Raw genomic sequence first — 13,319 nt, forward strand, 5'->3', positions numbered from 1 at the left:
CTGTACATCAAATAAGGGAGTAACGCAGTTCACGATTTTGCCCGCGATCCCTAAAATCCCCGGCAGCTGTTTCTCTAATAAGTGAACGATATACCAGTTTACGGAGCACGACGGTAAGATCCAATTGGAGATTCTTTAGCTCAGGATGGTTAATAAGTTCATTTATAGACCAAGGTTCCCGTCTGCTGCCTAATATACGGAATAGCGGAGAGGAGCACTCCTCCATTTTTGACATAACTGAAAATTCACAAGCAAGCAGTACTAGTTCAACCCGTTGTTCCAAGGTTTCCGTACTTAATGTGAGTTCGTTATACAGTTTGTCAATTGTTCGATCCAGAGGCTGTACCTGAACCCATAAGTGAACCTTTGGATAAATCCCCCGTTCAATGAGTTCAATAGATGCCCAATGATCCAATGCTTTCAGAACACTTTGATAAGCGTCAATGATCCGCCCTTCTCGCACCGCTCTTTTACCATGAACGTAATTGACCAGAAAGCGGGAGAACTCATGAAATCGCTTCTGCTCCCGCAGTGGATCGTTAAAATCAACAATTTCCTGTCTTAAAAAGCGAACCCTGTCATCCCTTTCCCAGACAATACGCCCTTCTAGCACATAATCTATAATGTTGGCTTGTTCACCAGCGATAATCCATTCCTTCAGACAACTGAGCGTTGCGTACAACACTTGGCATCTTAAACCATTCATAAATAAGTGTTGAATAGAACGGACTGGCTTGGTGCCTTCTCCAATAATTAGAATGAGTTCATCAAAGTCATACAACATCGAACCGTGAAAATACTCTCCCGGTTTTCTGTACGAAATAATACCTATCGAATCCTCCTGCAACAATTCATCATATATCAGGTTTAATTTGGTTAGCTGCACTTCTCCCTCCATACCTGCAAGGCGGCTATGACCGCAAATTGGATATTTGGATACATGTGATCATTTCTACATAAATAAGAAACTTCCTTCTTCAATTGTAAATTTTTTTATCTTATTCACTTATTTTTTTCAGTGTTATCCAAGCGTCTTTATCTGCAAAGCTTCGATTCCACACACCAATTCCTCCGAGCTTCAGCGATTTGGCAAGTTCTACTCTTGCCTTCAGAGATACCTGATCCTCCAGCCAAATCTTTTTGACTACGCCGTCTTCTGTATACTCGACATAATTCTGGCCTTCGGAAGCTCTAAACTTGGGATTCAACTTAAATTGGGCTATGATATTGGCTGCTGACTCCATACCAAGTGATTTGGAGGTGACCTTAATCTTCCCTTCTTTGGGAGTCTCGGACCACACGCGAGTATATAACGGAATACCTAAAACCACTTTTTGAGACGGCACTTCATCTTCCCGAATAATTCGCTTAATTGACGCTTCCGTCCATGGTAACGAGGCGACGGAACCAGCTTTTGGACTAGCCGCCCAATGCTCATCATACGCCATTACCATGAGATAATCTGTTATAGTCCCCAATGCTTTTCGATCCAAAAAAACAGACCACATCTCACTTTGAGATTTAGGCGTAACATCAATGGACAGTATCAAATCATGTTCCCGAGCCATCGGTTTAAGTTCACGCAAAAATTGGGTGACATTGGGACCATCCTTTGTATGAACATTTTCAAAGTCGATATTAATACCGTCCAGATCATTTTGTTGAGCAAGTGAAATCATCTGATCTACAATCGACTTTCGACGTTCAAAGGTAGACAAAGCTTCTGTTGTTAGTTCGGGATTAAAACTGTTGCTCAACAACCCCCAAACCTCCATACCCTTGCGATGTGCCCAGCTGACATAAGCAGGATCCGCTTTGCTTTCTACAGTGCCCTCATGATCGACGACACTGAACCACGTAGGGCTCACCACATTTACTCCAGGCATAGGATCAAACTTGGAAGGATCAGGCTTGCGATTATAGACGGCTTCCCAAGCGAGATTCACTGGCCTACCCTCCCAATGCTTCTCCGATATGGACAAATCGTCCTTAACCGAAGGAATCACAAGCTCTTCTCCTTCAGCGATATGGTCTGATTTAATGTATCCTGCATAGCCATTGTCTAACTGCACAAAATACCAATCACCCTGTTGGGACCAGATACGTACTTTCGTCCGCTGAGGTACATCTGTCAAAATAAAAGATAGGCTAGAGGCTTCTTTACGTAAGGCAATTCTAGCATCCTGTTGCCCATCCTTCTTTTCCACATTACCCAGCCTGACCTTCTCGCCGGCCTTCATCAAGATAACGGCACCCGTTACAGAGTCTTCGTGTATAGAAACGCCGTATACTTCACGTACAGCTTCTATCGGGATATATACCTCTCCACTGATCACCTGAGGGGCTGCGCTCAGCGCATATGTTTTACCATTCAATTCCCCTTGTGCCTTCGAAACCTTCATATAGAGCAAGCTTTGTCTCGTCGCCATAATGACGGTTTGGCTGTCATCCTCATAGCGAACCGAAGGATCAATTTGACTTTGCACCAATTTAAGCGGCATCAGCATGTTCTTGCCGGAGCTTTGAGCTTCATACCCAGTCAACTTGCCCTGCATAAAAATAGGACGGACACTGCCCTGCCAATCGGGTTTCTCATGAAGGGGATTACCAAACCATACGACAGTAATTGCGCATATAATCGCTGCAAATAATAGTAGGCTTGCCGCTCCTTTGAATCGTGAACGTTTACGGCGGCGTCTGGAATGATTTCTGGCCAATATTGAACCTCCATTGTATGAACTTTGAATTCCGTATTTTGTAACCTCAACAGATTACTTGAAACAAAAGTAAAGTGATTTAAACAAAAAAACGCGGTAAATCCCCGCTTACGGAGAATTGCTCACGTTTCCAATCCATTACAATATATACATACCGTACAAAAAAACTCTATTCCTTGTTTCGTTACGTTTGTTTGTTACTACAAGTTTTGCATACTCCGTGTAACTCCATACGATGTCCATGCACTTCGAAGCCTGTTTCCAACGCAGCATGACGTTCCACATCAGCCAAATAGGGATAACTGAAATCTTCAATTTTTCCGCATTTTTCGCAAATGATGTGATAGTGCTCCGAAATATTGGCATCATAACGACTGGCGTTATCTCCATAGGTCAACTCATGTACCATACCCGCTTCTATAAACATCTTTAAGTTATTATAAACCGTAGCCACACTCATACTTGGAAACTTGGACTCAAGCGCTCGATATATTTCATCTGCAGTCGGATGCCCCATGGTTTCCATCAAATAGTTTAATATGGCATGACGCTGGGGTGTTATGCGTACACCTGTCTTCTTTAGAAGTTCCAAAGCATGCTGGACGCGTGCTGCCATATATGTCCACCGCCTTATCCCTTACTTACGATCCTATCAATTACCACGCATCTATTTACAACTTACTTCTAAACCTACTCACATTGTACGGTCTACTCAAGTTTCTTGTCAACGCGCCGTATTGTCGCCGGATGTTCCTATAGAGGTATCTGTCTCGGGAGCTCTAGGTTCAGCCGGAGAGATTTCAGATGTATCGGGCGCAGTCGTACCCCCGGAATCTTCCAAGTCGGGTAACGACGGCATCAGTAACTTTTTAATGGTTAAATTACTGTTGCCCTCCACGTTGATCGCATACTTGCCTGTCCCGTTTTGGCCTGAAATACTTTTACTGTCTATTTTAAATGGAAAATCGGATTGAAGATTACCATAACTGCTTGAACCCTCTAACTGAAAATCTCCATTCGACGGAAGATCCAATACGATATCACCGACAGCACTGTATATTTTCCAATCTCCGCCCACCTGTTCGCTATGCACTTTGATAGAGCCATTAAGCGAATTAGCATTCAGCTTGGCTGTAGAATTCAACACATTCATGTCCCCATTCTGAGTATCAACAGTGATATCTCCTTCCGAACGAGCAAGCTGAATGTCACCTACCATGGTATGTAGTGTGACAGCTCCCTCAATATCGCCTGCCTGCATGTCGCCTCGGTTCGTGCGCACATCCACATCTCCAGAAATCCGATGCAATTTAACCTGACCGTTCAGCGTGCCTCCCTTGACATTGCCGATAGCGTCATTAACGGTGAGATTTCCATTACCGCTCTCGAGTCTAATGCTGTCAATAGCATCAACTCCATTCAAGGTAATATTCCCGTTGGAGGTTCTAATCTGCATATTGAACCGTCGGTCCTCCGGCACGGTGATCAGCATGTTCACACGAGGCTGACGTTTGCTTGATGCTCCGTATGACTGTGCCTCCGGACGAATCTGGATAGTCTTGCCGTCGGTAGAAGTCAGTGAAGAAGCTTGAGCAATCTTGTCCGCTTCGGCAGCAGGCGCTTGATCCACCCATAGAGTCCCTCGTACCTCTATATTGGACACAGGTCGTCTGATCAGTGTTACATCACCATTAACCGAATCAACTATTAAATCGGACGTCTGCATAGTTACAGGTACCAGCACACCACCCATATCATACCGATTCTCTTTAGCCTGGCTAAAATCCATAGAGGCTGACGTCAGATTGAGACTGACCCGATTCCACAGATACATATAATGATTTTGCTGGGTCACGATAAAAACCGAGGCTGCCACTACCAAAGCGGACAGAATCCCCTTTAGGTCAGGTCTGAATCGCCTTCCATTGTCAGACTTGCCTTCTTTCCGAAAGTACACAGCAAAAAAAATTAGATACTCCAGTCCCCAAAGCACGAAGATTACGGGCCACCAAACGAGGAGTTGAAGCATATATTCAGTATTTTGAAACACATCTACAATAAGCAAAATGCCTACAGCCATCAACAGAAGCGAAGAGGTGTAGCGCCCGACTCTTATTTTACGGTGCACGCCAGCTTCACCCTCTTTCTTTCAACTTTTTACGCTTAAAGGTCAGAAAGGCTTCCCTTAGAAAAAGGAATAAACCGATCATCATTAATAAAATAGCCAGCGTAAGGAATCCATAATCCTCAAAGAAATTGCTCAACCAGCGAGGTTTCATGCGAAACAAAATCATAAGCCCACCGCCTGCCACCATCAGCACAGCAAAAGCAAAGCCTCTCTCCCACGCATAAAAAGGACTACTTTGCTGGCCTCTAGCATCCATTCGTACATAACGATCAGGCTTACGTCGATAGCGAACCATATAATCTGCAGACTGTAAGACATCATATACATTATAAAAATATAAAACAGGTATGAACAATCCAAGCAAAATAAGTAATGGAATGTTGATCCTTAAGCCGTCAGAGGAAACATACAGCATCGCAAAAATATCTAGCAGGAGCAATACAATAAAACTAAGCCCCCTGATAAACAGTCCTAAAAAAAGATGTCCCAGTCCGGGTAACAATGCCGCCATGATAATGGCAATCACTTTGCGAAATTTAGCGTATTTTAGACGCTTCCCCTGTCTGGGTTGTTCCAGCTGTTCCGATGCTTGTAGCTGTCCAGCCTCTCCAGACGGTAACGGTTGTTCCGAGTTCATGCCATCCTCCCCTTTGAATCCCATACGTGGTTCCGCTGAAAAACATTTCAATGCTTACATAGTACCCCAATCAGATTTAAGAGTAACTGTTAAAAAAAGGTACCCTATTACTCAACAGAGACTGCAGCTATATCTTCCCATTGTCGTAAATCTGCTGCAATACGTACAGGATTAAAATCATGACGGGCCAGCACCTCTAGGGAAACCTCCATACTCTGCCGATCTGGATGTAATTCGTGAAATGGGACATTTTCATGTTCTTTAATCATTATTTTACGTATTTCCACTTTTTCTTGCTCTAAATAAGTCGAAATCTGATCCAGCAATCCGTGAGAGGCCAATCCGTACAATGTAATAAGATGGCGCTTGCGTCCACGCATATACCGAAGTTCAACTTTGTTAAACACCCATAAATTTAAAAATACGAGCACTGTCGCCGCTATAGATGGGAAATAAAACCCTGCTCCAACCCCAAGGCCAATAGCAGCCACGACCCAAATGGAAGCCGCAGTCGTTAGTCCGGTAATGGATTTACCTGTGAACATAATCGTTCCTGCACCCAAAAAGCCTACGCCAGTGATCACAGCGGTAGCCAAACGAGCGGGATCTATGCGTACATTAGCTTCTTTAATAAAATCGGCAAAGCCGTAAATGGAGAGTAGCATAATCAGCGTCGAACCAAGGCTGACCATAATATGAGTCCTCAAACCAGCTGCGTGATTGGAACGCTCGCGTTCAAACCCAATGAATCCACCGAGAAGCATGGACAGTAAAAGCCGTAAAATGATATGTGAATCGTCTATAATCCACGGATTATTCATTCGAGTCTCTCCTCCCGGTTATGTCGTGCTTCCCACTCCGGGTGCGCGGTTTGTGGGCTTATGTGCATTTTTAATGTCAATTTGATACCTCAATGCTATTCCACCTTATGCAGATGGTAGGTAGTTAATTCCACGCCTGGAGCGACCTCAGCCGCAGATACGGGACGAAAGCCATGTTTTCGATATAACGCCACCGCAGGAGTATTTAGAGTTCCTGTAGAGACGATAAACAACGGGATATTTTGATATTCATTCAAAACATGCTTCATTAAAGAATCTGCAATGCCTTTACGAAAATGATCTGGGTGAACCATCATACGTGTAAGGGTAAGCGAATCGGGCGATTCGGACTGCACAGCCAGTGCTCCTAGCAATTCACCGTCCTCCAGCCACCCATAAAAAGACTCTCCACAGCTTCTCAGCGTATCCAATGTATCCATCAGTGGAGGAATTTCATCAAACCCAATCAGCTCAGCTTCCAGCCTATAGGCAACATGCTGTAGACGCCATATCTGACTGACGATATCATCATCTTCCAATGAACATAGGGTAACCATGCTGTTTTCCCTCCTAAGGAAACTCATAAAATGCCATCAGGTTCTAAAGCTTGTTCGCGCCAACCATTCTTAGCGGCTATGCAAAAGGGGCCTGTCCCTAAAAGACAAGCCCCTGTCAAATCTATGCCATTAGCGGTTCAGCACTTCCGTCAGCAACTTATTAGCAAGGCCAGGGTTTGCCTTCCCCTTGCTCTCCTTCATCACTTGACCGACTAGGAAGCCGATGGCCTTTTGCTTGCCAGCTTTGTAATCCTCGACCGATTGCGGGTTAGCTGCTACAACTTGTTCGACAATTGTAAGAATCGCACCCTCATCACTGATTTGTACAAGCCCTTTTTCTTCGACAATTTGCTGTGGCAGTTTATCACTTTCCAGCATTTCCTTGAAGACCGTTTTAGCGATTTTGCTATTGATCGTTCCCTTCTCCAGCAGTCCGATCATTTCACCCAAGCCCCGACCGGTCAATTTAACCTGCGACAGTTCAACACCGGCACTGTTCAAATAACCGAGTAGATCCCCCATAATCCAGTTGGATACTGCTTTGGCATCCTTGGTGAATTGAAGGCTATCCTCGAACAAATCGGCCAATGGCTTGGAGGACGTAATCACCTGGGCATCATACTCAGGTAATCCATATTCGGAAGTGTAGCGTGCTTTACGCTGGTCAGGCAATTCAGGAATCGAAGCACGGATGCGCTCTTTCCATTCCTCGTCTATATGAAGAGTAACGAGATCCGGGTCTGGGAAATAACGATAGTCATGGGCCTGTTCTTTACCACGCATGGATAAAGTTTTACCTTGTGCTTCATCCCAACGACGTGTCTCCTGTACAATTGTTCCGCCTTCGTCCAGCGTCTGCTCCTGCCTGAACTGCTCATATTCCAGTCCGCGCTGTACGCCACGGAAGGAGTTCATGTTTTTCAGTTCCGCTTTAGTTCCTAGCTCTTTTTGTCCATGCGGACGAAGACTGATATTCGCGTCGCAGCGAAGTGATCCTTCCTCCATCTTCACATCGGATACGTCACAATACTGCATAATGGCACGTATTTTTTCCAGATAGGCCTTGGCTTCTTCCGGCGAAGATATCTCCGGTTCCGAAACGATCTCGACCAATGGTGTGCCGACCCGATTAAAATCGACCAAAGATGCGTAGCCACCATCAACATGTGTTAATTTCCCTGCGTCCTCTTCCAGATGCAGTCGAGTAATACCGATACGCTTTGTCTCACCATTCACTTCAATATCAATCCAGCCATTTTCGCCAATGGGTTGATCGTATTGTGAGATTTGGTAGGCCTTAGGTGAATCGGGGTAAAAATAGTTCTTGCGGTCAAACTTGCTCACATCAGCAATGGTGCAATTCAGCGCCATTGCTGCTTTCATCGCATAATCAACGGCCTGACGGTTCAATACCGGCAATACCCCTGGATGACCGAGACAGACCGGACATGTATGAGAGTTGGGTGGTGCTCCGAAGGATGTCGAGCATCCACAGAATATTTTAGACTTCGTATGCAATTCCACGTGCACTTCAAGTCCGATGACCGTCTCATACTTGAATGTAGTTGTAGACATGAATAGGTTCCCTCCTTTTTGGCAAATTACAGCTGCGGACGCTGCTTGTGAAATTCGGTATTTTGTTCAAAAGCATGAGCTACGCGTAGCACGGAAGACTCGTCAAAGGCTTTTCCGATGATTTGTAGTCCGACTGGCATTCCATCCGCTAGACCACACGGAATGCTAATGGCTGGCACACCAGCCAAGCTCACCGGAATCGTCAAAATATCGTTCAAATACATTGTTAATGGATCGTCCACTTGCGAGCCGATTTTGAAAGCAGTTGTCGGTGCAGTAGGTCCGATAATCACATCATATTGTTCAAATACACGATCAAAATCCTGTTTAATCAGTGTGCGCACTTTTTGAGCTTTCAAATAATAAGCATCGTAGTACCCAGAGCTGAGCGCATAGGTACCTAGCATAATCCGACGCTTCACCTCAGGACCAAAACCCTGCGTACGGGACTGATGGTATAGATCAAGCAGGTTGTCTGGATTGTCAGAACGTACACCATAGCGCACGCCGTCAAAACGTGCCAGATTGGATGACGCTTCGGATGAAGCCAGCAGGTAATAAGTAGCTACCGCATATTCTGTGTGAGGGAGAGATACTTCTTCCCAAACAGCACCCAGTCCTTCCAGCGTTTTCAGTGCATCCAGCACCTTTTCCTTGACCTGAGGATCGACGCCCTCACCAAGATACTCTTTAGGCACAGCGATACGTAGTCCTTTTACATCCCCGGTTAAAGCGTTCAAATAATCAGGAATGTCTACCTTTGCAGAAGTGGAGTCCTTCTGGTCATAACCTGCAATGGCTTGTAGGACATAGGCCGAATCCTGAACATTTTTAGTAATGGGTCCAATTTGGTCTAAAGAGGAGGCAAAAGCCACCAGTCCAAAACGGGATACTAGACCATAGGTTGGTTTCAGGCCAACTACTCCGCAGTAAGAAGCGGGCTGGCGAATGGAACCCCCTGTATCCGAGCCGAGCGTGAAATAAGCCTCACCTGCTGCAACAGCCGCAGCCGAGCCGCCACTGGAACCACCGGGAACACGTTCTAAATCCCAAGGGTTACGTGCAGGGAAAAAGCTGGAGTTCTCGTTAGAGCCGCCCATGGCGAATTCGTCCATGTTCATTTTACCGAGTGTCACGGTTTGCGCTGCGCGTAACTTGCTAACAACTGTGGCATCGTAAACGGGATCAAAATTTTTCAAAAACTGACTGCCACATGTTGTACGCAGCCCTTCTGTCACAATATTATCCTTAATGCCAACTGGCAGGCCAAACAACAACCCTCTTTCCTCTCCGGAAATCAGTTGATCATCCAGCTGACGTGCGGATGCACGGGCCTGTTCCTCGTCAACGGTAATATAAGCTCTGATCTTGTCTTCCCGCGCACCAATTGTCTCCAGAGCGTGTCCTACCAGATCACTCACGGAAATTTCCTTTTGATGCAGCTTGTTATGTATCTCGGGCAATGTGTTATTGAACAAGCTCAATTTGCATCCTCCTTTCAAATATGAGATCTATTCCAGAACAGCAGGAACCTTAAACTGTCCGTCTTCTTCTTCAGGTGCATTGCGCATCACTTGCTCATGTGTCAAACTTTCGCGAACTTCGTCGTCTCGCATGACATTGCTGACGTGCAGCACATGAGTGGTCGGCTTTACCTGCTCCGTATCCAGCTCATTCAGCTTCTCCGCATAATGGAGAATGGCGTTTAATTGTCCTGTCATCGTTTCTTCCTCAGCCGCGGTCAGATTCAACCTGGACAGCTTGGCTACGTGACGGACATCTTCCGTGGAAATGTTCATACAAAACCCTCCTCATGTATATGAGGATTTTGCAAAAAATCCAATAAGCGACTGAAATCGAATTTTGCAAAATCCTGATATTAAAAAATGCTGCACCGAACTTTGAAATAACGTTTTTAATTATAGGATAGAACCCTTTACAATTCAATCTTTGACGCGGTACAGAAGCAAACTGCACTTCGATGAGGTAAATGTTGCTAAAAGAATATAAAAAAAGCACCTTTCGGTGCTCTTTCGTGAAAACTATAGGAGCTAAGATTGTGCCCTTTATATATTCTTAAAAAGAATCGACCGTAGCCGACTTCTATATCCAAGCACGCAAATTGACTTGTCTGATAAAATCAGCCTGTGACAACAACTCCGCCGCGGTTTCTTCTTCCTCAGTCTCTACCGAATCAATACCACCGTTCATCACATGCATGAACAGTTGCTCATTATGGGTAGCAAGGGCGTAATCTATCAGCGCTTCACGCTCAATCCGCTCGGCTTCCAGCTTGAGAATACTCTCTTCCAGCTCGATGTCTCCGGATGGTACAAAAAAATTGCGGTTCACCTTCGGTACGCGAATGACATAGTCAAAAGCATTGTCCGCATTACGGTCGTAAGCAATGATATAACCATGTTCGCCCACAGGAAGATTCTGCTCAAAAGCATCCGCGACGATCATAATTCTAGCTCCTAAATGATGCATCGTTAGCCCCCCCGTTTGTCTGAACTTATCTGCTAAGTCTACTAAAAAAAAAGTAGCTTGTCTATATCATCTATGTATCTTCATAATCGACCGTCTCCACGTCCCAACCTGTGTTCATTCAGCCTCACATGCCAGTTTTGTGTAGGGATTCCGCCCCGTCGTTTCACCTTTTTCCAAGTTATGATCTTCGGCTTGGAATCTGCCACAGAATCTTCAATATCTATTATATTGGGAACCCGGAAACTACCTCCAATCTCACGTTGTACCCCATATATATGTTTTCTTTTCATTCTTGCTCCCCCTTGTGATCTGACGGCCTCATGCCTCTTTATCCTCTTAATGGGCAAAAAAAAGAACGCAAACCGGGATTCATCCACAGCTTGCGTGCTTCGCGAGTTTAGTATGTAACTTCAATAAATTTATGTTAACAAAAATAAAAACCTTTGTCTATACATAATTTATAATTTGTTGTCGAAATGGGGCAAAACCTGTCACACCTTTGATTTTGCCCCTACTGAACATTCATCACATTTACCGGATATACGGATTGTTAGCTTTCTCATAACCGATGGACGTTTTGGGACCGTGACCGGAATAGACTGTAACGTCATCTCCGAGTGGAAACAATTTGTTCTGAATAGAATCGTATAGATCCCGTTCGCGGCCGCCCGCCAGATCCGTGCGTCCAACGCCCTGACGAAATAGCACATCCCCGGAAAAAAGATCTTTGCCGCATAAAAAGCTGACACTTCCGGGTGAATGGCCCGGTGTATGGAAAACCCGGAACGTGTGACCGATCAGGTTCAATTGTTGACCTTCTGCCAAGTCATATTCGGCTGGTTCCGTCGAGATCGGAGGGGATGCCTCTGGCCACATCAAGGAGCCATTCAGCTTAGGAGATGTAAGCCAGTCTTGCTCCAAGACGTGCAGATAAACCGGGCAGTCTTTGGCATTGCGAATCTCCTCTACTCCTCCGATATGGTCAAAATGGGCATGCGTCAGCAGGATAGCTTCAATCGTCAGTGGCTCAATGGCTCTCAGCAAAGGACCCGGATTCATCCCTGGATCAATAATAACAGCGCGCTTCGGATCATCTCCTTGAAGCAAATAAGCATTCGTCTGGAGCGGGCCGAGATTAAAACTGCGAATAGATAATGTCATAAGTTAAAATCCCGAGATCAGCTCGCGTAATTCCTGAACAATTACAGGATGGACCTCGGTTCCCTCCCCATATTTTCCAGCCATTTCTTTACGAGCAACTGCGATTTTTTCTTGATAATCATCGGCTTCCCGATCTGGATTTTCACGTTTGAATGCGATCATAATTTGTTGAACATGTGCAGGGCGTGGTCCCCAGTGGCCAAGTACATGACCTCCCGTATCCGCAAAAATCACAATCGGCACAGCACGTCCGCCCATTGTCAGGAAGTCGTCCATCAGCGCCTGATGATTTTCCAGAATCAATACTTCGGTTGGAATCCCGCTATTCTCCAACGCGCGGAACACAACTGGCACATTGCGTACTACATCCCCACACCAGTCGGCAGCCAATATAAGCACACGCAGATCATCACGATGGTTCAGGCTTTCAAAAAACTCCCGATCCTCTTCGCTGCTCCACACAAACTGATCGTATCCAGAGCGGAAGGCTTCTTTGTTCTTTTCCATGCCCTCCATAAATTGTTCAGGACTCAAGCCCTTTCCGAAATATTGCGATACGTTAGTACGGCTCATGTTATACACTTCCTTTTTTGTTTTTGGCTACAATCCATTTGATAACAAAATAAATGATCAAGAGCGCAAGAGCAACCAGCAAAATCGGTTTGATGTAAGGTGCTGCCACTTCGTCAATTTGTTCCCACTTGTCTCCCAACAGCATACCTAAATATATAAACAAAACAGACCAAGGTATAATCGCCAGCGTTGTCAAAATAATAAAGCGCCATACGTTCATTCGAGCCAACCCGGCAGGGATTGAGATCGCGTGACGAACAACAGGGATAAAGCGAGCTGTAAAAATGACCCCTGTGCCATATTTATTGAACCAGGCTTCAGCGTGGTCAACATGACTTTTTTTGATGAGTATGTATTTCCCATACTTATCTAAAACGGGTCTGCCGCCATAGCGTCCAATCCAGTAAATGAACAACTGGGCCAGCACCCCGCCAATCGTTCCAAACACGACTGCGCCAAAAAAATTAATATGACCCGAGGACACTAAAAAACCGCCATAAGCGAGGACTATTTCACTTGGAATGACCTCCACCATCAAGCCTAGCATAATACCAAAATACCCAAGACTACGAATGATCTCAAACAAATAATTAATGATACTAGATATTTGGTCCATCTCTCTTCCCACTCCCTGCCTGTTTCTCTATTTTCATTTAGTGT

General features: G+C 45.2%; 15 protein-coding genes. All 15 read right to left on the minus strand.

Going from position 1 to position 13,319, the window contains the following annotated elements:
- Positions 1 to 7 precede the first annotated feature (7 nt).
- The 15 genes from MKX46_RS10830 to MKX46_RS10900 all read right to left on the minus strand — a co-directional run bounded on the left by MKX46_RS10830 (position 8) and on the right by MKX46_RS10900 (position 13,275).
- Positions 8 to 886 carry a nucleotidyltransferase-like protein gene (locus MKX46_RS10830; RefSeq protein ID WP_029517195.1) on the minus strand — a complete coding sequence of 293 codons (879 nt, stop codon included), beginning with the start codon at positions 884 to 886 and terminating at the stop codon, positions 8 to 10.
- A 112-nt stretch (positions 887 to 998) separates the two neighbouring features.
- Complete coding sequence (locus tag MKX46_RS10835) at positions 999 to 2,717, minus strand: glycosyl hydrolase family 18 protein (protein ID WP_029517194.1); 1,719 nt, start codon at positions 2,715 to 2,717, stop codon at positions 999 to 1,001.
- Positions 2,718 to 2,901: 184 nt separating this feature from the next.
- Positions 2,902 to 3,333 (minus strand): Fur family transcriptional regulator, encoded by a 432-nt coding sequence (locus tag MKX46_RS10840; protein ID WP_029517193.1) that lies wholly within the window; start codon positions 3,331 to 3,333, stop codon positions 2,902 to 2,904.
- Positions 3,334 to 3,441: 108 nt separating this feature from the next.
- Positions 3,442 to 4,845, minus strand: coding sequence for a DUF4097 family beta strand repeat-containing protein (locus tag MKX46_RS10845; RefSeq protein WP_341071237.1), 1,404 nt, complete (start codon positions 4,843 to 4,845; stop codon positions 3,442 to 3,444).
- Between the two features lie 7 nt (positions 4,846 to 4,852).
- A complete protein-coding gene (locus MKX46_RS10850) occupies positions 4,853 to 5,506 on the minus strand; it encodes a hypothetical protein (protein WP_029517191.1) in 654 nt (217 codons plus the stop codon).
- A gap of 83 nt (positions 5,507 to 5,589) precedes the next feature.
- Complete coding sequence (locus tag MKX46_RS10855; protein WP_029517190.1) at positions 5,590 to 6,303, minus strand: MgtC/SapB family protein; 714 nt, start codon at positions 6,301 to 6,303, stop codon at positions 5,590 to 5,592.
- 95 nt (positions 6,304 to 6,398) lie between these two features.
- A complete protein-coding gene (locus tag MKX46_RS10860) occupies positions 6,399 to 6,860 on the minus strand; it encodes a GNAT family N-acetyltransferase (protein ID WP_029517189.1) in 462 nt (153 codons plus the stop codon).
- A 129-nt stretch (positions 6,861 to 6,989) separates the two neighbouring features.
- A complete protein-coding gene (gatB, locus tag MKX46_RS10865) occupies positions 6,990 to 8,435 on the minus strand; it encodes an Asp-tRNA(Asn)/Glu-tRNA(Gln) amidotransferase subunit GatB (protein WP_338532819.1) in 1,446 nt (481 codons plus the stop codon).
- A 26-nt stretch (positions 8,436 to 8,461) separates the two neighbouring features.
- Entirely contained in the window at positions 8,462 to 9,919 is a 1,458-nt protein-coding gene (gatA, locus tag MKX46_RS10870; protein ID WP_023990257.1) for an Asp-tRNA(Asn)/Glu-tRNA(Gln) amidotransferase subunit GatA, read from the minus strand.
- 27 nt (positions 9,920 to 9,946) lie between these two features.
- Complete coding sequence (gatC, locus tag MKX46_RS10875; RefSeq protein WP_013311910.1) at positions 9,947 to 10,234, minus strand: Asp-tRNA(Asn)/Glu-tRNA(Gln) amidotransferase subunit GatC; 288 nt, start codon at positions 10,232 to 10,234, stop codon at positions 9,947 to 9,949.
- Positions 10,235 to 10,538: 304 nt separating this feature from the next.
- Entirely contained in the window at positions 10,539 to 10,925 is a 387-nt protein-coding gene (locus MKX46_RS10880; RefSeq protein WP_025675434.1) for a hypothetical protein, read from the minus strand.
- Between the two features lie 80 nt (positions 10,926 to 11,005).
- Positions 11,006 to 11,215: a hypothetical protein gene (locus tag MKX46_RS10885; protein ID WP_029517188.1), complete on the minus strand. Its 210-nt coding sequence runs from the start codon at positions 11,213 to 11,215 to the stop codon at positions 11,006 to 11,008.
- A 241-nt stretch (positions 11,216 to 11,456) separates the two neighbouring features.
- Positions 11,457 to 12,086, minus strand: a complete 630-nt coding sequence (locus MKX46_RS10890) for an MBL fold metallo-hydrolase (protein ID WP_029517187.1) — start codon at positions 12,084 to 12,086, stop codon at positions 11,457 to 11,459.
- A 3-nt stretch (positions 12,087 to 12,089) separates the two neighbouring features.
- Complete coding sequence (locus MKX46_RS10895; RefSeq protein WP_029517186.1) at positions 12,090 to 12,659, minus strand: thioredoxin family protein; 570 nt, start codon at positions 12,657 to 12,659, stop codon at positions 12,090 to 12,092.
- A gap of 1 nt (position 12,660) precedes the next feature.
- On the minus strand, positions 12,661 to 13,275 hold the full coding sequence (locus MKX46_RS10900) for a DedA family protein (RefSeq protein WP_029517185.1): 615 nt from the start codon (positions 13,273 to 13,275) through the stop codon (positions 12,661 to 12,663).
- Positions 13,276 to 13,319 lie beyond the last annotated feature (44 nt).

Source organism: Paenibacillus sp. FSL P4-0113, from assembly GCF_038009305.1.
Taxonomy (GTDB): domain Bacteria; phylum Bacillota; class Bacilli; order Paenibacillales; family Paenibacillaceae; genus Paenibacillus; species Paenibacillus polymyxa_D.

Coding starts and splice junctions, on each gene's coding strand:
- MKX46_RS10840 (WP_029517193.1), bottom strand. CDS start 3,333: ATGGCAGCACGCGTCCAGCATGCTTTGGAACTTCTAAAGAAGACAGGT.
- MKX46_RS10850 (WP_029517191.1), bottom strand. CDS start 5,506: ATGGGATTCAAAGGGGAGGATGGCATGAACTCGGAACAACCGTTACCG.
- MKX46_RS10855 (WP_029517190.1), bottom strand. CDS start 6,303: ATGAATAATCCGTGGATTATAGACGATTCACATATCATTTTACGGCTT.
- MKX46_RS10860 (WP_029517189.1), bottom strand. CDS start 6,860: ATGGTTACCCTATGTTCATTGGAAGATGATGATATCGTCAGTCAGATA.
- gatB (WP_338532819.1), bottom strand. CDS start 8,435: ATGTCTACAACTACATTCAAGTATGAGACGGTCATCGGACTTGAAGTG.
- gatC (WP_013311910.1), bottom strand. CDS start 10,234: ATGAACATTTCCACGGAAGATGTCCGTCACGTAGCCAAGCTGTCCAGG.
- MKX46_RS10880 (WP_025675434.1), bottom strand. CDS start 10,925: ATGCATCATTTAGGAGCTAGAATTATGATCGTCGCGGATGCTTTTGAG.
- MKX46_RS10885 (WP_029517188.1), bottom strand. CDS start 11,215: ATGAAAAGAAAACATATATATGGGGTACAACGTGAGATTGGAGGTAGT.
- MKX46_RS10890 (WP_029517187.1), bottom strand. CDS start 12,086: ATGACATTATCTATTCGCAGTTTTAATCTCGGCCCGCTCCAGACGAAT.
- MKX46_RS10895 (WP_029517186.1), bottom strand. CDS start 12,659: ATGAGCCGTACTAACGTATCGCAATATTTCGGAAAGGGCTTGAGTCCT.
- MKX46_RS10900 (WP_029517185.1), bottom strand. CDS start 13,275: ATGGACCAAATATCTAGTATCATTAATTATTTGTTTGAGATCATTCGT.